Origin of the sequence: Paracoccus sp. S-4012, from assembly GCF_009674885.1 — a bacterium.
Lineage (GTDB): Bacteria > Pseudomonadota > Alphaproteobacteria > Rhodobacterales > Rhodobacteraceae > Paracoccus.
Map to the genome: position 1 here is coordinate 1 of NZ_WKKA01000030.1, position 18571 is coordinate 18571.

Below are 18571 nucleotides of genomic sequence, written 5' to 3' on the forward strand. Positions count from 1 at the left end.
AGGCCTTCAACATCAGCCTCCATGAGCAGCTGAAGAACAGCCTCGGCAATCGCACGCAAGAAGTCGCCCTGATCGTGCTTTGCCAGAAGCTCGGACAGGTCCATGCTGGTCTTGGTCATCGGGGTCTGTCCAGCGACATTCGGAACTGGCCCGGTGGCGACATGAAGAACTGGCCCACCCTCAGCTTGATACGGTTGCGGTTTCGTGCGCCGCAGCGGGCTTTTGCAAAAGCCCGCTGCGGCGCTTCTCGCGGAGGCGGTAGCTGTCGCCTCGGATGGTGATGACGTGGCTGTGGTGGAGCAGGCGATCGAGGATCGCGGTCGCGACGACGGCATCGCCGAACACCGCGCCCCATTCGCCGACGGCCCGGTTCGGGTGACCAGAATTGCGCCGCGCTCGTAACGGCGGCTGACCAGCTGGAAGAACAGATGTGCGGCGTCGGGCTCGAGCGGCAGATGGCCGAGTTCATCGACGATCAGGAGCCTGGGCTTGGCGTAGTGCGTCAGCCGCTCTTCGAGCCGGCCGTCGACCTGCGCGTTGGCCAGGTTCACCACCAGCTCCATGGCACCGGTGAAGAGCACCGTGTAGCCGGCGACGATCGCCTCCCGGCCGAGCGCCACGGCCAGATGCGTCTTGCCCACGCCGGGCGGCCCGAGCAGCAGGAGCGCATCACCGTTGGCGATGAAGCGCCCCGTGGCCAGGTCGCGGATCTGCGCCCGGTCGATCGAGGGCTGAGCCGCGAAGTCGAAGCCGCCAAGATCCCGAACGAACGGGAACTTCGCCAATCCGAAGCTCATGTCGATCCGGCGCTGGTCCTTGCGGGCAATCTCGCGCTGGCACAGGAACGCGAGCGCGTCGCGCAGTGTCAGCTCGGACCGCACGGCCTCATCAAGCAGGGTGTCGAGCTGGTCGCGCATCGCGGTCAGCTTCAGCCGCGTCAGCATCCGATCGAGCTCGTTCGCCGTTACCGCGCCCATCACCGCGCCCATCACCAGGCACCTCCGGCGGCCGCTTCATATTCGGGCAAGGGTCGCAGCAGCGTCGGAATCGGGATCGGCGCGTCCACATCCGTCTCCGTTCCAGCCGTGTCCGCGCCGACCGTGTCCGCGATCGTCCGGATCGTCCGGCGGGCGGCACCGGCAACCCCGGCGAAGTGGACAGGATCGACGCTCCGCCCACGCCGGCCGGCGCTGCGCGATGGCAGGCCACCTCGACGCCGGCATGGGTGATGCGAACCGTGTCGGCCGCGACCAGCACCCGGACCCGCTCGCCGATCAGCCGCCAAGGCACCGAGTAGGTGTTGGTATCCATCTCCACCGCGCAGTCGGGCCCGACGCGCCGGCCCAGTTCGCGCAGGGCCAGGAAAGGACCACGACCCTGCAACGGCTTCAGTGTCCCGGCTTCGTCCCGGGCAAAGCGCAGCATCGGCGCCTCGCCGGTCGTGCCGTGGGTCCGGCGGTCGGCAATCTCGCGGGTCCATTCCACCAGATGCGCCTCCAGAGCCGCGAAGCTGTCGAAGGCGCGGCCGGCGATCGCGTTGCCCTTCACATAGCCGACGCCACGCTCATCCTTGACCTTCGTGCGCGGCCGGTAGGGTGCGCAGGCCTTGACCTGAAAGCCCCAGTGTCGGGCAAAGGCATGGAGCTTCGGGTTCACCACGACCTCGCGGCTGGCGACATCGTGGCTCAGGATCAGCGCGCGGGCATTGTCGAGCAGGACCTCCTCCGGCACCCCGCCGAACGCCGTGAAGGCGCTCTCCATTCCCTCGAACCAATGCTCCTGACGCTCGCCGGCAAAGGCCCGCACGTGGATGCGGCGGGAATAGCCAAGGGTCGCCACGAAGAACGTGACCTGCCGCGCCGCCCCGGCGATCTCGACACGCCGCTGGCCGAAGTCGATCTGACCCGGACGCGTCTCGAAGCGCACCGTCGCCCGAGCCTCGGCGCGCAGTTCCTGGCGCAGATGCGCCACCGCCCGCTCGACCGTGCGGAGGCTCACCGCGATGCTCTTCTCGGCAGCAAGCTCCTGACGGACAACATCGTCATTCCCGGCATGGCGGCGAAACCGATTGAGCAATCCGTGAGCACCGCGCCCGGCACGATCGCCTGTTCCGAAGCCAACCAACCCCAAGCCCAAGGACTCTCGTCATGATCGAGGGGCGGCGGGGGGCAGGTCACGCGACATCCGGGAAGCGCCGCAAGCTTGCCGCATGGCTGGGGCTGGTGCCGCGTCAGGTCACGATCGGCGGCCGACATAGGCTGATCGAGGTCACCAAGATCAGTTCGTCGGTCGCCATCACGATTCCGGGCTTGACCGTGTTTGAAAATTAGTTCACTCCTGAAGTAATGATTCACGCACCTTGGGAGGAGGGGCAGGCATGAAGTCCATCGGAGGCATGGCGGCGGCGTTGGTGCTGTTGGGGACGGTGCAGGGGGCGCACGCGGCCGACACGGTCAAGATCGGCATGGTCATGCCGCTCAGCGGCTGGTTCCAGCCGATCGACGCCAGCACGATCAACGGCGCGCTGCTCGCGGTCAAGGAGATCAACGCGGCCGGGGGCGTCCTCGGCCAGCAGATCGAGGTGGAGACCTTCGACAACAAGTCTGAACCGCTGCTCGGCGCGGACGGGGCGACGCAGATGGTCGCCGAGGGTGTGAAGGCGATGATCGTCCCCAGCGACTTCGACTTCGGCGCGCCCGGCGCCTTCGTCGCCCAGCAGAACGGGATTATCTCGTTCTCCGGCGCGTCGGACCCCAAGTTCGGCGTCGCGGGGATCGGCAATCTCGCCTACTCGCTCTCGACCGCGGGACAGGCGCAGGGCGCTCTGCTCGCCGAATGGGGCTTCGAGGATCAGGGCTGGAAGACAGCCTATGTCCTCCTCGACAACACCATTTCCTACACCAAGACGCTCTGCGGAAGCTTCACCGAACGCTGGAAGGAGCTGGCGGGGGAAGAGGGCATCCTCGGCGAGGACACGTTCCTGAACGGAGACCCCAGCATCGACGCGCAGGTGAGCCGGATCACCGGCCTCGGCACGAAGCCCGACGTGGTGCTGCTTTGCTCGTATGCGCCCGGCGGCCCGAGTGCCATCCGTCAGCTGCGGAGCGCGGGCGTCGATGCCCCGATCATCACCGGCGAGTCGATGGACGGCGACTACTGGGCCGGCACGGTTCCCGGCCTCTCGGATTTCTACGTGGTCAACTTCGGCTCGCTCTACGGTGACGATACCGATCCGGCAGTGGCGGACTTCTACAGGCGCTACGAAGCCGAATACGGGGAACGCGCCGACGTGTCCTACGCGCAGCGCGGCTATGCGATGATCGAGGCCTGGGCGCGGGCAGCCGAGAAGGCTGGATCCGTCGAGCCCGCAGAGGTCGCGGCGGCGCTCGACACCTTCAGGGACGAGCCGCTGGTCGTCGGGCCGACAACCTTCACGCCCGAGCTGCACATCGCCACGACCCGGCCGATGACCATCCTCAAGGCAGAGGCCGGCAAGTTCAGCATCGTCGGCAAGTTCAGCGCCGACGAAGTCGAGCTGGACTGAGGCCGGAGGACTGCGCCATGCAACTCTCCGCGCGCGACGTTTCGGTCAGCTTCTCGGGCGTGCACGCCATCGAGGCAGTGAGCTTCGAGGTCGCGCGCGATGAGATCGTTGGCCTCGTCGGCCCCAATGGCGCCGGCAAGACCACGATGATCAACGTCCTGACAGGCTTTCAGCGCCCGACCGCCGGTCGGGTGCTGTTGGCCGGCGAGGACGTCACCGGCCAGTCCGCGGGTTGGTTCGCGCGGCATGGCGTCGTCCGCACCTTCCAGGCCGTCCGGCTTTTCCAGCGGCTCACTGTCCAGGAGAACCTCGAGGCCGCGTTCGCAGGCGCCGGCATCGGCCGGATGGAAGCGCGCCATCGGTCGGCCGCGCTGCTCGACTATCTCGGCCTCGCCGCGAGCGCCGGCCGCGAGGCCGGCACGCTGAACTACGGCGATGAGCGTCGGGTCGGCATCGCTCGCGCCCTGGCGCTGTCACCCGGCTTCCTGCTGCTGGACGAGCCGGCGGCGGGCATGAACATCGCGGAGGCCGAGGCCCTGGCGGCGACTATCCGCAGGATTCACGCCGACTACGGCTGCGGCATCGTTCTCATCGAGCACAACATGCGCCTCGTCAGCGCCATCTGCGACCGGCTGCACGTGCTCGCCAGCGGCCGCACTGTCAGCCGCGGTGCACCCGCCGAGGTCATGGCCGATCCCCACTTCCGCGAGGCCTATCTCGGCGCGGAGGCGGTGGCATGAACGGGCGCGCGCCGCTCCTCTCGGTCCGCGACCTCGTGGTGCGTTACGGCGCGATCACGGCACTCGACGGCGTAAGCCTCGAGGTGGGAGAAGGCGAGATCGTGGCCATCATCGGGCCGAACGGCGCCGGCAAATCCACGCTGCTATCGACGGTCGCGGGGCTGCGGCGGCCCGACGCCGGCGGCATCTCTTTCGCTGGAACGCCCATCGCCGGCGGGGCGCTCGAGGGCACCGTCCGCCGCGGCATCGCCTACGTGCCGGAGGGGCGGCACGTCTTTGCCGGCTTGACGGTCCTTGAGAACCTCGAACTCGGCGCCACCGTCCGCCGCGACCGTGCCGAGGCGCGCGCGCATCTCGAGAGCTTCCTCGACGCCTTTCCGATCCTGCGCGAACGCGCCGGTGAGGCGGCCGGACGCCTGTCCGGCGGCGAGCAGCAGATGCTGGTCATCGCCCGCGGCCTGCTGTCGAAGCCGCGCCTTCTGATGCTCGACGAGCCCTCGCTCGGCCTCGCGCCGAAGATCGTCGATCAGGTCTACGAACTCGTCACATCGCTGCGGCGGGACGGGCTGACGGTCCTCGTGGTCGAGCAGAACGCAGGCCGCGCATTGGCGGCTGCCGACCGCACCTATGTGCTCAATGCCGGGCGCGTGCGCCTGCAGGGGCGATCCGCGGAACTCACCGGGGCACCGGATTTCGACGCCGCCTATTTCGGCCTGAAGGACTGACGCCGTGGGCAACCTCAACCCCATCCAGATTCTCGTGGACACGGTCAGCGTCGGCGGCCTCTACGCGCTGACGGCGCTCGGCCTCGGGCTGATCTTCAGCGTCATGCGGCTGGCGAACTTCGCCCATGCGGAGCTCGTGACCTGCGCGGCCTATGCTGTCTTCGCCCTCTCCGGCCAGCCGGTCGCGGTCGCCATCGTCGCATCGGTCGGCACGGCGATGGTGCTCGCCCTGGCAACCGAGCGGCTCGCGTTCCGGCCATTGCGGTCGGCCGACCAGACCACGATGCTGATCGCCTCATTCGCGGTCAGCATGTTCATCCAGAAGCTGCTGATCTTCACGGTGGGATCGCGGCCGAAGCCGGTCGATCCGCTGCCTATCCTCGCCCAGCCGATCGCCATCGCGGGGGCGCAGGTCAGCCTGCTGAAGCTCGCGACGATCCTCGCCTGCATCGCCTGCCTGGGCGCGCTGACCTACCTGCTGCGCCGCACGTCGATCGGCCTGCACATGCGGGCGGCGGCCGAGGACTTCACCATGGCGCAGCTGGTCGGGGTGCGCGCCAATTCGGTGATCCTCGCTGCCTTCGTGCTCAGCGGCTTCCTCGCGGCGGTCGTGGCGCTGCTGTTCGTGGCGCAGACCGGCTTCGTGCATCCGCGCCTCGGGGTGCAGATCGTGCTGGTCGGCTTCGTCGCCACGGTGATCGGCGGTCTCGGCAGCCTGCCGGGGGCAGCCGCGGGCGGATTCCTCGTGGGGGCGCTCGCGACCCTGCTGCAGGCGCTGCTGCCTGCCGAGCTACGTCCCTTCCGCGAGGCCTTTCTGTTCCTGATCGTGATCCTCGTGCTGCTGTTCCGTCCCAACGGGCTGTGGCCGGCGCCCGGTCTGAAGGAGCGGGTGTGATGACCGCCTATGCCGCCGCTCCGCATGCGATCCGTCCGGCTGAACGGCTGTCCGAGATCTGGCGCCGCTCCGCGACGCTGCTTGTCCTCATCGCGGCGATCGCCCTCCTGGCGCTGCTCGCCGGGCAAGCCGACGCGGTCCTGCAGCGCAGAGTGATCTTCTGCCTGGTCAACCTCGTCGCCGTGGTCGGGCTCTACATCTTCATGGGCAATTCGGGTGTGCTGAACTTCAGCGTCGTGGGTTTCATGGCCATCGGGGCCTATACCTCGGCGCTGCTTTCCATGCCGGCGGCGATGAAGGGGACGTTCCTGCCCGACCTGCCGCTCTGGCTTGGGGCGATGCAGGTCCCGCACATGCTGGCGCTGCTGACGGCGGGCGTCGTGCCGGCGCTGATCGCGCTGCTGGTGGGCTTTCCCATCATGCGGCTCTCCGGGATCGGTGCCGCGATCGCCACGCTGTCGTTGCTCTTCATCGCCTATATCGTGCTCGGCAACTGGGATTCGCTGACCGGCGGGCAGGGCTCGCTGATGGGGCTGCAGACCTACGTCAAGTTGCCCGTCGCCGCAGCTGTCGCGGGCGGCGCCGTCGCGGTCGCCTTCTGGTTCCAGGAGACGCGCTGGGGCATCGCGCTGCGCGCCTCGCGCGAGGACGAGGTTGCGGCGCGCGCTTCCGGCATCCGAATCCCGCGCGTGCGGCTGATCGCCTTCGTGCTCGGAGCTTTCGTCGCCGGCGTGGCGGGCGCACTCTTTGCGCATTTCCAGGGCACGCTGCGGGTCGAGAACTTCTATCTCGATCTGACCTTCCTGCTGATGACCATGCTGGTTGTGGGCGGCAGCCGCAGCCTGACCGGCGCGGTTGCGGGAACATTCGCGATCTCGCTTGTGACGGAGTTGCTGCGACAGACCGAGGTCGGCGTCACGCTGCCCGGCGCTGCTGTCACGCTACAGACCCCGGCCGGACTCGGCGATGTCGCACTGGCCGGCGTCATGCTGGTCATCATCCTGTTCCGCCCGAACGGCATCAGCGGCGGGCGGGAAATCGACGAGATGTGGCGCCGCCGGGCCGGACGCAAACACCGCAAACTGCCAGAGGAGAGGAACGCATGATCAGGTTTGATGGGCAGGTCGCCCTCGTGACGGGGGCCGGTCGCGGGCTCGGACGGGCACATGCGATGGATCTTGCCCGCCGGGGCGCGACCGTCATCGTGAACGACCTTGGCGCGCTCAACATCGAGGGTGAGGGCAGTGACGCCGGAGTGGCCCGTTCGGTCGTTGACGAGATCGTGGCGCTGGGCGGGACCGCGATCGCCGACGGCACCGACGTCTCCGATCCTGCGGCGACCGAGGCGCTGGTCGCGCGCATCGTCGAGCGCTACGGCCGCCTCGACGTTCTCGTAAACAATGCGGGGAACCAGCGCTTCCTGCACTTCGACCAGACCACGCGGGCCGACTACGACTCGCTGATGGACATCCATCTGGGCGGGACCTTCAACCTGACGCGCGCCGCCTGGCCGCACATGGTCCGCCAGAACTATGGCCGGATCGTCTTCACCACGAGCCAGGTGGGCTTCTACGGCCAGGTTGACGCGGTCGTCTACGGCGCGGCCAAGAACGGCATCCTCGGGCTGATGCATGGCATCAAGCTCGACGCGGAGGCCGCGGGCATCCGAGTCAACTGCATCTCGCCCTTCGCCTTCACCCGCATCAGCGTCGACCTGTTCCCGAAGGAGCTCGCCGTCGCGATCGCACCGGAACTCGTCAGCGCCGGGGTCAGCTATCTCGCGAGCCGGGAATGCACCCTGAACGGCGAGGTCCTGATCGCCGGCGGGGGGCATTTCGCCGTCGCCCGGACGATCGAGACGCTGGGAATCGACATCGAGGACCCGGCCGAGGTCACCGCCGACACGGTCCTGGCCCGGATCGGCGAGATCACCGACACGGATCGGAGCGCCATGTATCCTGACGCCCTCGCCGCAGTTCAGGTCACGTTCGACCGGCTCGCCGCGACGGCCGAGAAAATCCCCGAGGAGGCAAGCTGATGCACGTCCTGATCGCAGGCGGCGGCGTCGGCGGCCTCACCACCGCGCTGATGCTGCACCGGGCCGGGATCGGCTGCACCATCCTGGAGCAGGTCCCGAGCCTGCGCGAACTCGGCGTCGGCATCACGCTCATGCCTTCGGCCATCAAGGAACTCGCCAGTCTCGGCTTTCTGCCCACGATGGAGACCGAGGCGATCGCCACCCAGCACCTGCACTATCGCACCCGTGGCGGGCTGCCGGTGTGGGACGAGCCGCGCGGCGTCGCGGCCGGCCAGCCGGTGCCGCAGTTTTTCGTCCACCGCGGACGGTTGCAGGGGATGCTCGCCCGCGCGGTCGAGGAACGCTGCCCGGAGGCGCTGCGCCTCGGGCACCGGGTGCAGGCGGTGGCGCAGGACGCCGCGACCGTCACCGTCACTGCCGCCGGTCCCGACGGCGAGGTGCGACTGACCGGCGACGCGCTGATCGGAGCCGATGGCATCCACTCCACCGTCAGGCGCCTGCTGCATCCGGCGGAGGGCGACCCGCGCTACAGCGGGTTGATGATGTGGCGCGGTGCGACATCGTGGCCGGAATACCTCGGCGGCAGTGCACTACTGATCCAGGGAGGCGTGGACGCCAAGTTCGTCGCCTATCCGATCGCGCCGGGCGCCCGGCCGGGCGAGCGGCTGACCAACTGGGTCGTCATCGTCCGCATGGCCCCGGACGGGTCCCCGCCGCCCGAGCGTGCCGACTGGTCGCGCCCCGCGCGCCGACCGCAACTCGAGGCGGAGCTGCCGCGCTTCGCCAGCACAGAGATCGACCTTCCCGCGCTCGTAGCCGCGACGGAAGAGATCTGGGAATACCCCATGTTCGACCGCGACCCGGCACCGTTTTGGAGCCAGGGGCGCGTCACGCTGCTCGGCGACGCCGCGCATCCGATGTATCCGATGGGCGCCAACGGCGGGACGCAGGCAATCCTCGACGCGCGCGCGCTCACGGACGCGCTTGCCGCGGGGGCGAACATCCCCCGCGCGCTGACGGCCTACGAGGCCGAGCGCCTGCCGAAGACCGCCGCGATCGTGCTGTCGAATCGCCAGGGCGGGCCGGAGGGCGTGATCGACGCGGTCGAGGCGCGGGCGCCGGATGGCTATCAGGACGTCGACGCGGTGATGAGCCGCGAGGAGCGCGCGGCCTTCATGGGCCGCTATGCGGAACTCGCCGGCTTCTCGGTCGAACAGGTCAGGGCCCGCTGATGCGCTTTGCCGCCCTGTTCCTCGACGATGTCGATCCCGCGTCGCTCGACCCGGCCCTCACGCGCGCGCATTTCGACTATCTCGCCGCGCACGGGGAGGCGATCAGCGATGCCGGCGGCCTGCGAGCGGAGCCCGGTGGGCCCTTCTGCGGCTCGCTCTGGGTGATCGAGGCAGAGGATATCGAAACCGCCCGACGCCTCGTCGCCGGCGACCCCTACTGCCTCGCGGGGCTGCGCCCCGACAGCCGTGTCTTTGTCTGGGGCCGGGCGCCGATCCGCCCCTCCGGCCACCGTTGAGCCCCGAAGAAGCGGGCAGATGAACGAGAAGAAACCCACAGGGAGTAAGTAAACAATGTCCCACAGCAATCTTGCCGTCGCAATCACGCCGCAGGCCTCCATGACCGAGCGCATGCGCGATATCCTCGACACCGTCGCCGCCAACACCGCCAAGGCCGAGGAGCTGCGCCGCGTCCCCGACGAGAACGTCGAGGCGCTGCGCTCCATCGGCTATCTGCGCGCCATGGTTCCCTCCGCCTATGGCGGCGGCGAGGAGAGCCCGGTCGACCTCTACCGCGCCGCACGGCTTCTGGCATCGGTGTGCTCCTCGACCGCCTGGGCGATGCAGCTGCTGATGGGGCACGCCCATGTCGTCGCCGCCTTCAGCAAGCAGGCGCAGGACGAGGTCTGGGGCGAGAACCCCGACACCTACGTCTGCTCCTCCGTTGCGCCGCGGGGCACGTTCACCGCGGTCGAGGGCGGATGGCGGCTCACCGGCCGCTACCAGTTCTCCAGCGGCTGCGACCACGCGCACTGGACGATCCTCGGCGGCATGCGGCCCCATGCCGAGACCGGCGAACCGGAATACTGCCTCGCCCTCGTGCCGATGTCCGAGGTGCAGATCATCGACACCTGGTTCACCTCGGGGCTGAAGGGCACCGGCAGCAAGGACCTCGCCGTCGAGGACGTCTTCGTGCCCGAGCACCGGGTCGAGCCAATCGGCGCGCTCTTCACCGGCCAGGCGCGCGGCAGCGGGCTCCATCCGGGCGAGCTTTACCGCATTCCTTTCTCGGCGATTTTTGGGGCCAGCTTCTCGGTCGTTGCTCTCGGCGCCGCGGACGGGATGATGGCGACCTATACCGAGCGGCAGAAGGACCGGGTCCGCGCGCTGACCGGGCAGAAGGCGGTCGACAGCGCCAGCAGCTACATGCGCCTCGCCGAGTCGCATCAGGACCTGCGCGCCGCAACCGCGTTGATCGAGAAGGACTGGCACGATTTCCTCGCCCTCGCGCGCGGCGAGATCGAGTTCACGCCCGACCTGATGGCCGGCTGGCGCAGCACGCAGTCCTATGTCGTGAAGCTGGCGGTGCAGGCCACCGACCGGTTGTTCAACGCCTCGGGCGGCAGCGCCGGCTATCTCGACAACCCGGCGCAGCGCTTCTGGCGCGACATCCACATGGCCGCGGGACACTACTACGTGGATTACGACGTCGCCTCCCGCATCCTCGGCCGGCACCTCATGGGGCTGGAGCCGGAAGCCGGTGTGATCTGAGCGCTCGCCACCCGGACCCGATCGGGTCCGGGCAAACACTGCCAAGGAGAATGTAGTGACGGATCAACTCTTCAGCCTAGCCGGAAAGACCATCATCGTGACCGGCGGCGCCAAGGGCATCGGCCGCGGCGTTGCCGAGGGCCTCGCGGCCCGCGGCGCGTCGGTGCATGTCTTCGACCGCGACGAGACTGCGCTCGAGCAGTTGGCTTCGGCCGCAACGAAGGGGATCGCCGTCCGTCGACTCGACGTCACCGACGAGGCCGCGGTGGAAGCCGCGTTCGATGAAGTCACAGCGGGCTCGGGCGCCCTCGACGTCGTCTTCGCCAATGCCGGGATTGCCGGCATGCCGACCCCCTTGGCAGAGCACGATTACGAGGCATGGCGTAAAGTCCATGCGGTCAATCTCGACGGCGTGTTCCTGACGGCGCGGGCGGCGGCGCGGCGGATGCTGCCGCAGGGGCATGGCAAGATCGTCCTCACCGCCTCGACCTGGGGGATGCGCGGAACCAGCGTCGCGCCGTTCACCGCCTATGCCTCCTCCAAGGGCGCGGTGGTGAACCTCACCCGGCAACTCGCGCTCGAACTCGCCTCGAAAGGGATCACGGTCAACGCGATCGTGCCTGGTGGCTTCGCCACCGACATGGCGGCGGGCGTGCTGGATCAGGCGGCCGAGACGCGCCTCTTCGAAAAGATGCCGATGCGCCGCTTCGTCACGCCCGAGGCGATGGTCGGGACTGCGGTGTTCCTGGCATCCGAAGCATCGGACTGGGTCTCCGGGGTGTTGCTGCCCGTCGATGGCGGCTACCTCGCGGAGTGAGACGTGACGAGCCTTAGGAGAATGAGCCCGATGTCCGACTCCCCCCCATCTCTCAGCACCTCCGAGAGCTTCGGGCACAATCTCCGCATGACCAACCAGCTGATCCAGCGCGACCTCAGCGCGCGGCTGGCGCGGATGGGGCTGGGCATCGGGCAGTGGTTCGCGCTGAGGGCGCTGTGGGAGGGGGACGCGATCACGCAGAGCGAACTCGCCCAGCGGTCGGGGATCGCCGGCCCCGCGATGGTCGCGACGATCCGCAACCTCCTCGAGGCCGGGCTGGTCACGCGGCACCGGCCGGAGGGGGACCGGCGCAAATACGTCATCTGCCTGACCGAGCGGGGCCGGGCGCTGGAACGGCCGGCGCTCGAGTCGGCGCTCGAAGCGAATGCGCTCGCGCTCTCGGGCGTCGCGGCCGAGGACGTGGCCGCCAGCCTTCGCGTCCTGCGCGCCGCGCAGCAGAACCTTCAGGCAGCGGCTCAGGACTTCCAGCTGTCACCCCATGCGGAAGCGATGATCGCCCTCGCCGGCAAATAACGGCGGCCGCCCTCTCGGCGGCGGTTTGAAACGGAGTGAGCCCACGCCGGGCTCCAAGCCAAGGAGACCACCTCATGACACAGCCCGACGGCAAGCAGGTCATGCTGCTGCAACCCAAGCAGACCAGCATCGCCCGGCAGGGCATGCCGCAGTTCTTCGGCGTGTCCGAAAGCACGGTCGGCGCGCGGCACCTGTCGATGAACCTGACCGCCTTCCCGCCGGGCGGCCGGGCGAAAGTGCATCGTCACAAGGACTACGAGACCGCGATCTACACCATCGCGGGCGAGATCATCCTCTACTATGGGCCGCACCTGGAGACCGAGATCCTGATGGGCCCCGGCAGTTTCTGCTACATCCCAGCCGAGGAGCCTCACGTCGCCTTCAACCTCTCCGACAGCCAGCCTGCCACCGCACTGACGGCCCGCAACGACGCCCGCGAGCAGGAGAACGTCGTTCTGATGCCGGAACTGGATACTGAAGAACTGGCCCAGCGGATTGCCGCGCGGAAGGCGCAGGCCTGACGGATGAGCGGGGGAGCCAATCTCCTGACGATCGAGGGCTTGAGCAAGCGCTTTGGTGCCACGCGGGCACTCGACGGCGTGCATCTGCGCCTGCGCGCGGGCGAGGTGCTCGGCCTCGTCGGCGGCAACGGCGCCGGCAAGTCCACTCTGCTGAAGGTCCTGACCGGGGTCTATCAGGCGGACAAGGGCGCTATGGCCCTGGCCGGGCGCGGGTTCGCCCCGCGCAGCCCGGCTGAAGCGGCGGCCCACGGGGTCGCGCTGATCCCGCAGGAACTGCGGGTCGTGCCGCAGATGAGCGTGGCCGACAACCTGTTCCTCGGCGCCTGGCCGGTGCGGGCGGGCGGCTGGATGGCCGACCGCCACGCGGCCGAACGGCAGGCCCGCGACTGGCTCGCGCGGCTCGGCCTCGACATCGACCCCTCGCGGCCGATCGGCGAGCTGTCCTTCGCACAGCGCCAGTCGGTTGTCATCGCCCGCGCAATGGGCCGGGATGCGCGGCTGCTGATCCTCGACGAGCCGACGGCATCGCTCGGCCGCGACGAATGCGAGCGGCTTTTCGGCATGATCGAGCGGCTCAAGGCGGGCGGCACCACCTGCATCTATGTCTCGCACCGGCTCGACGAGGTCGTGGCGCTCTCGGAGCGTGTGATCGCCATGCGCGACGGGCGCATCGTCGACGAGTTCACCCGCGGCGCCTACGGCATATCCGATCTGGTCGCCGCAATCTCCGGGAAGGCGGTGGCGCATCACGCGACCGGCGAGGACCGGGCCCCCGGCGCGGAAGTGGCGGCCGCGGCCGACGGGCTGCGCCTCCGCCGGAACTGGATCACCGGCCTGCACGGTCTGCTGGGCAGCGGGATCGAGACCTGGCTCCGGGCGGAGTTCAACGCCGCCGGAACGGGCCGCCCCGCCAGTGCCATCGCCGCCGGACGCGGCTATGTCCCGAGCGAGCGCGCCCGCGCGATCGTGCCGCAGCTCTCGGTGCGCGACAACATCCTGCTGCCGCATCTGCAGCGGGTCTCGCGCTTCGGCACGCTGAGTCCGGCCGCCATGAACCGCCTGGTCGCGCCGCTGATGGAGCGGCTCGACATCCGGCCCCGCGATCCGATGCTGGCCGCGGGCGGCCTCTCCGGCGGCAACCAGCAGAAGGTCCTCTTCGCCCGGTGGCTGGTCGGCGAGACGCGGCTGCTGCTGCTCGACGAGCCGACGCATGGCGTGGATGTCGCGGCGCGCGCGCTGATCATGGAGCGCATCCGCCGCTTTGCCGAGGACGGCGGCGCCGTGGTCGTCCACTCGGTCGAGCTCGACGATCTCGCGAACCTCGTGGACGAACTCATCCTGATGCAGCGCGGGCAGCTGTCCGCGCCGATCCCGCGCCCTCGCGGCGGCTTCGACACGCTGGCCCTGAAGGAAATCCTGTGATGACCGAGACCGTAATCCCGCGCCCGGCTTCAAGGACCCCGGCCCGCCTGGGCCGCGCCTTCCTCCACAACGTGCCGCTTCTCGTGCTGACAGGCATCGTGGTCTTTGCCGCGCTCGCCTCCGACCGGTTCCTGACCGCCTACAACCTCAACAACATCCTGCTGCAGGCCTCGATCCTGTCGGTGCTCGCGATGGGCATGACGTTCGTCATCATTTCCGGCGGCTTCGATCTGTCGGTCGGCTCGACGGTCGCCGTCGCCGGCTGCGCCGCGGCTGAGGTGATGCTGCATCTGGGGATCGGCGCCGGGCTGGTCGCGGGGCTGATGGCGGGGCTTGCGGCGGGGCTCATCAACGGGGTGCTGATCGCGGTCGTGCGGCTCAACCCGTTCATCGCCACGATGGGCACGATGGTCGTCCTGCGCGGCTTCGCGCTGCTCTACACCGAAGGCCAGCCGATCTTCGGCGAGGCGGGGCTGCCGCCCGCCTTCCTCGACTACGCTCGGACGAGCTTCCTCGGCATCCCGCTGCTGACATGGACGCCCCTGGTGCTGTTCCTGATCCTCGGCTGGCTGCTGCATCTCTCGGCCTTCGGCAAGCGACTGTTCGCGGTCGGTGGCAACGAAGAGGCCGCGTTCCTGGCCGGGATCGACGTGACCCGGACCCGGATCGCCGCCTATGTCATCGCCGGGGTGATCGCCGGAATCGCCGGGATCATGCTCGCCTCGCGGCTGCAGTCCGGCCAGCCTACGGCAGGCGAGGGCTACGAGCTCAACGCGATCGCGGCGGTGATCCTCGGCGGCGCGTCGCTGCGCGGCGGTCAGGGTAACCTGGCGATGACCATCGTCGGCGTCCTCATCATCGTGATCCTCGGCAATGCGCTGAACCTGCTCAACGTCGACAGCTACTGGCAGCGCATCGCCGTGGGCCTCGTGATCCTCGCCGCGGCCGCGGCCGACCAGCTCCGCCGCCGCAAGCGGACGTGAACAAGAAACAAGCAACAGGGAAACAAGCAATGAAAGCAGCAATGATCGCCGCCCTCGTGGCAACCGGCGTCGCAATCCCCGCGGCGCAGGCCGAGACCATCGGCGTGGCGCTCGCCTCCGACACCAACCCGTTCTACGTGGCGATGGCCAAGGGCATTCAGGACCGCCTCGACGAGCTCGGCTGGGAGGCGCGCTTCGTCACCGCGAACGAGAATGTCATGGAGCAGGTCACGGGGGTCGAGAACCTCGTCGGACAGGGCGTGGACGGCATCCTGATCGCGCCGATCGACGCCGTCGCCACTGGCCGCGCCTACGAGGCCGCCGCCGCGGCCGGCATTCCGATCATGTCGGTCGGCCGCCAGGCCCAATCCGCCGACCAGACCGCCTACATCGCGATGGACGAGGTCGGCATCGGCGAGGAGATCGGCACCTGGCTGGCCGAGAAGATCGGCGGCTCGGGCGATATCCTGGAACTGGCCGGTCCCTCGGGCGCCGAGACCTTCCGCAATCTCGCCACCGGCTTCGAGAAGGCTATCGCCGCCAATCCCGACATCACCATCGTCGCCAAGAAGGAGCTGCCGCTGAGCCGCGAGAGCGGGCTGAAGACGACCGAGGACCTGCTGATTACCCACCCCGACGTCAAGGCGATCTATGCCGGCAACGACGAGCTGGCGCTCGGCGCCGTGCAGGCGGTCGGCGCGATGGGCCGCACCGGAGAGATCGTGGTCACGGGGCTGAACGGGGTGCCGCCCGCACTGGCCGCCGTCGAATCCGGCGAACTTGCACTCACCGTGAGCCTCAACCCGCTCGAATGGGGCACGCTCGCCGTCGACACGATGGCCGCGCATCTCAAGGGGGAAGCTGAGACCGAGCGGGTCAATGTCGGCCACACGCTGATCTTCAAGGAGTGAGGCCATGCGCGTGATCATCGCCGGCGCCGGCATCGGTGGCCTGACCGCCGCACTCGACCTGCATCGCGCGGGCATCGCCTGCACGGTCTACGAAAAGGTCCCCGAACTCATGCAACTCGGCGTCGGCATCACCCTGCTGCCGCATGCCATCAACCATCTGGCGGAACTGGGGCTGCTCGACACACTCGATCGGGTCGGCATCCGCACCGAGCGGATGATCTACCGCACCCGGCAGGGGCAGGACGTCTGGGACACCCCACGCGGGATCGCCGCGGGCTACGACGTGCCGCAGATCTCGATCCATCGCGGCGACCTCCAGTCGGTCCTTCTGGATGCCGTGACCGAGCGGCTGCCTGCCGGCACTGTCCGCCTCGACGCTGCGCTCGAGTCCGTCACGCAACACGAGGGCGGCGTTACCGCCATCTTCCGCCGCGCCGATGGCAGCCACTTCACGGACTGCGCCGATGCGCTGGTGGGCGCCGACGGCATCCACTCGGCGCTGCGCCGGCACCTCTTCCCCGGCGAGGGGCAACCGCATTGGTCGGGGCTGATGCTCTGGCGCGGCGCGGTGGATTGGCCCGCCTTCATGGACGGGCGGACGATCATCAACTCAGGGGGCATCGCCCGGAAGTTCATCTTCTACCCGATCGGTCCGGGAAACACCCCCGGCACCCAGCTGATGAACTGGGCCTGCGTCGTGCGTCAGGCGGAGCCGGGCGCTCCCACGCCGGGGCGCGAGAGCTGGAACAGCGAGGCGAAGCAGGAGGTGCTGCTGCCGATCCTCGACGACTTCACCGTGCCGGAGACCGACATCCACGCCATGATCCGCGCGACGCCCGTGTTCTGGGACTTCCCCATGTGCGACCGCGATCCGCTGACCCGGTGGACCCATGGCCGAGTGACGCTGATGGGCGATGCGGCGCATCCGATGTATCCCTTCGGCGCAAACGGCGCGGCGCAGGCGATCCTCGACGCCGAGGCGCTCGGGCGGCATCTCGCGAGCGGCGCGGTCCTGGAGGGCCTGGCCGCCTACGAGGCCGAGCGGCTGCCGAAGGTGAACGAGGTGGTGGCCAACAACCGCGCCGGCGGCCCCGAGCGCGTGATCGACGAGGCCGAGGCCCGCGCCGCGTCGCTGCCCGGCGGCCGCTTCGACGATCTGGAGGCGATCCTGCCCGCGGCCGAGCGCGACGCCATCGTGAACGGCTACGCGCGGATTGCGGGCTTTGACGCCGAGCGCCTGAAGCGGACCGCCTGAGCGGGCCGATCAGATAACAGGGCGGCGCGTCCCCCGAAAAAACGCGCCGCCTGAGCCATCCAGGGAGCGAGAACGCATGCTAATCACCATCATCGGGGGCGGCAACGGCGCCTTCGCCGCGGTCGCCGACCTGACCGAGGCCAGTCACGAGGTTCGCTGGTGGCGGCGCGGCGGCGACCACGGCCTCCACGCGATCACAGTGCAGGACTACGCGGGCACTCGGCAGGTCCCGGCCCGCGCCACCGACGACCTCGGCGCCGCCTTGGCGGGGGCGCAGCTGATCCTTGTGCCGCTCCCCGCCACGGCGCAGGAGGACGTCGCCCGCGCCCTCGCCCCTCATCTCGCCGCCGGTCAGACCGTCGTCGCAATGCCGGGCAGCCTCGGCTCGGTGGTCATGGCGAAGGCCGCGCGCGCCGCAAGGCCTCAGCTCCCCGCCGGACTCCGCTTCGCCGAGACCGGCTCACTGCCCTGGATCACCCGCAAGGCCGCCGAGGACACGATTACCATCACCACCCGTGGCACGCTGATGACCCTCGGCACCTCGGACGGCGAGGCCACGGACGAGGTCGCGGACCTGCTGCGCGAGGCCTTCCCCGGCGTCACCATCGACGCCCGGCGCGACGCGCTGGACGCTGCCCTCACCAACGGCAATCCGGTCCTGCATACGCCGCTTGTCCTGATGAACGCGGGCGTCATCGCGGCGGGCGGCCCCTTCGAGCCGCATGGCGAAGGCACCCAAGGTCCGATCCGCGCCGTGCAGGACGCGCTCGACGCCGAACGCATAGCCATCCGCGAGACGCTCGGCTACGCAGCCCCGCACTATCCGTTGGCGGATTTCTACGGCCCCGGCGTCTGGTTCTACGACCGGCTCGGCCAGGACCTGCCGCAGGTCGCGCCGCAGCCGCATGAGCGCATCGACTTTGTTAGCCATCGCTACGTCGCCGAGGACATCGTCATCGGGCTGGCGTTGTTGGTCTCGCTTGCGCACGACTACGGTATCGAGGCGCCCCTCGCGCGAGGATTCCTGGCCCAAGCCTCGGCGATCCTCGGTCGGGACCTGAGGGACGTCCCTGACCTGCCCCCCGTAAGCTCCCTCGCCGTGATGTAGAGTCTGCCCGACCTGAAGGAGCAGACGAGATGAGGAAAAGCCGCTTCACCGATGCGCAGATCATCGGGATGATCAAGGAACAGGAAGCCGGGATGGCGACGGCGGAGGTGTGCCGCAGGCACGGGCTCAGCCCGGCGACGTTCTACAAGCTGAAGGGTCACGTCCGTCAACGTGGTGTGAATCGTGAGATGGCCTGAGATCATGATCAGGCGGCCTTGGCCGTGATGCTGAGGATGGGGTCGATCTCCTCCTTGTCGATCTGGGCGAAGGCCTCGACCATCATGTAGCGGCTCGAGGT

Annotated in this window: 17 protein-coding genes and 4 pseudogenes; 19 read left to right on the forward strand and 2 right to left on the reverse strand. The window is 69.0% G+C overall.

What is annotated here, in order from left to right; translation table 11 throughout:
• Positions 1 to 180 precede the first annotated feature (180 nt).
• A pseudogene (istB, locus tag GI374_RS18220) lies at positions 181 to 989 on the reverse strand (IS21-like element helper ATPase IstB).
• A gap of 139 nt (positions 990 to 1128) precedes the next feature.
• A pseudogene (gene istA, locus GI374_RS18225) lies at positions 1129 to 2076 on the reverse strand (IS21 family transposase); the annotation flags it as partial.
• 101 nt (positions 2077 to 2177) lie between these two features.
• Here istA and GI374_RS19980 point away from each other — a divergent pair.
• The 19 genes and pseudogenes from GI374_RS19980 to GI374_RS18320 form a co-directional block, all read left to right on the forward strand.
• A pseudogene (locus GI374_RS19980) lies at positions 2178 to 2285 on the forward strand (IS110 family transposase); the annotation flags it as partial.
• A gap of 92 nt (positions 2286 to 2377) precedes the next feature.
• Positions 2378 to 3544 (forward strand): ABC transporter substrate-binding protein, encoded by a 1167-nt coding sequence (locus tag GI374_RS18235; RefSeq protein WP_154338430.1) that lies wholly within the window; start codon positions 2378 to 2380, stop codon positions 3542 to 3544.
• 17 nt (positions 3545 to 3561) lie between these two features.
• Entirely contained in the window at positions 3562 to 4284 is a 723-nt protein-coding gene (locus GI374_RS18240; RefSeq protein WP_154338431.1) for an ABC transporter ATP-binding protein, read from the forward strand.
• Positions 4281 to 5009, forward strand: a complete 729-nt coding sequence (locus GI374_RS18245; RefSeq protein ID WP_154338432.1) for an ABC transporter ATP-binding protein — start codon at positions 4281 to 4283, stop codon at positions 5007 to 5009. The genes GI374_RS18240 and GI374_RS18245 overlap by 4 nt, the downstream gene beginning before the upstream one ends.
• Before the next feature lie 4 nt (positions 5010 to 5013).
• On the forward strand, positions 5014 to 5904 hold the full coding sequence (locus GI374_RS18250; RefSeq protein ID WP_370515472.1) for a branched-chain amino acid ABC transporter permease: 891 nt from the start codon (positions 5014 to 5016) through the stop codon (positions 5902 to 5904).
• Positions 5904 to 7010 carry a branched-chain amino acid ABC transporter permease gene (locus tag GI374_RS18255; protein WP_154338433.1) on the forward strand — a complete coding sequence of 369 codons (1107 nt, stop codon included), beginning with the start codon at positions 5904 to 5906 and terminating at the stop codon, positions 7008 to 7010. Before GI374_RS18250 ends, GI374_RS18255 begins: the two co-directional genes overlap by 1 nt.
• A complete protein-coding gene (locus tag GI374_RS18260; protein WP_154338434.1) occupies positions 7007 to 7942 on the forward strand; it encodes an SDR family NAD(P)-dependent oxidoreductase in 936 nt (311 codons plus the stop codon). The genes GI374_RS18255 and GI374_RS18260 overlap by 4 nt, the downstream gene beginning before the upstream one ends.
• On the forward strand, positions 7942 to 9174 hold the full coding sequence (locus GI374_RS18265; protein WP_154338435.1) for a flavin-dependent oxidoreductase: 1233 nt from the start codon (positions 7942 to 7944) through the stop codon (positions 9172 to 9174). The genes GI374_RS18260 and GI374_RS18265 overlap by 1 nt, the downstream gene beginning before the upstream one ends.
• A complete protein-coding gene (locus GI374_RS18270) occupies positions 9174 to 9470 on the forward strand; it encodes a YciI family protein (RefSeq protein ID WP_154338436.1) in 297 nt (98 codons plus the stop codon). Before GI374_RS18265 ends, GI374_RS18270 begins: the two co-directional genes overlap by 1 nt.
• A gap of 55 nt (positions 9471 to 9525) precedes the next feature.
• Positions 9526 to 10722: an acyl-CoA dehydrogenase family protein gene (locus tag GI374_RS18275; RefSeq protein ID WP_154338437.1), complete on the forward strand. Its 1197-nt coding sequence runs from the start codon at positions 9526 to 9528 to the stop codon at positions 10720 to 10722.
• 55 nt (positions 10723 to 10777) lie between these two features.
• Complete coding sequence (locus GI374_RS18280) at positions 10778 to 11539, forward strand: SDR family NAD(P)-dependent oxidoreductase (protein WP_154338438.1); 762 nt, start codon at positions 10778 to 10780, stop codon at positions 11537 to 11539.
• A 30-nt stretch (positions 11540 to 11569) separates the two neighbouring features.
• Positions 11570 to 12073 carry a MarR family winged helix-turn-helix transcriptional regulator gene (locus tag GI374_RS18285; protein ID WP_195759987.1) on the forward strand — a complete coding sequence of 168 codons (504 nt, stop codon included), beginning with the start codon at positions 11570 to 11572 and terminating at the stop codon, positions 12071 to 12073.
• Positions 12074 to 12147: 74 nt separating this feature from the next.
• Positions 12148 to 12594, forward strand: a complete 447-nt coding sequence (locus tag GI374_RS18290; protein WP_154338440.1) for a cupin domain-containing protein — start codon at positions 12148 to 12150, stop codon at positions 12592 to 12594.
• 39 nt (positions 12595 to 12633) lie between these two features.
• On the forward strand, positions 12634 to 14016 hold the full coding sequence (locus GI374_RS18295; protein ID WP_229583576.1) for a sugar ABC transporter ATP-binding protein: 1383 nt from the start codon (positions 12634 to 12636) through the stop codon (positions 14014 to 14016).
• A complete protein-coding gene (locus GI374_RS18300; RefSeq protein WP_154338442.1) occupies positions 14016 to 14999 on the forward strand; it encodes an ABC transporter permease in 984 nt (327 codons plus the stop codon). Before GI374_RS18295 ends, GI374_RS18300 begins: the two co-directional genes overlap by 1 nt.
• A gap of 29 nt (positions 15000 to 15028) precedes the next feature.
• Positions 15029 to 15910: a substrate-binding domain-containing protein gene (locus tag GI374_RS18305; protein WP_154338443.1), complete on the forward strand. Its 882-nt coding sequence runs from the start codon at positions 15029 to 15031 to the stop codon at positions 15908 to 15910.
• Between the two features lie 4 nt (positions 15911 to 15914).
• Entirely contained in the window at positions 15915 to 17165 is a 1251-nt protein-coding gene (locus tag GI374_RS18310) for a flavin-dependent oxidoreductase (RefSeq protein ID WP_154338444.1), read from the forward strand.
• A gap of 76 nt (positions 17166 to 17241) precedes the next feature.
• Entirely contained in the window at positions 17242 to 18273 is a 1032-nt protein-coding gene (locus GI374_RS18315; protein ID WP_154338445.1) for an NAD/NADP-dependent octopine/nopaline dehydrogenase family protein, read from the forward strand.
• A 29-nt stretch (positions 18274 to 18302) separates the two neighbouring features.
• Positions 18303 to 18428: pseudogene (locus tag GI374_RS18320) on the forward strand (transposase); the annotation flags it as partial.
• Positions 18429 to 18571: the final 143 nt, after the last annotated feature.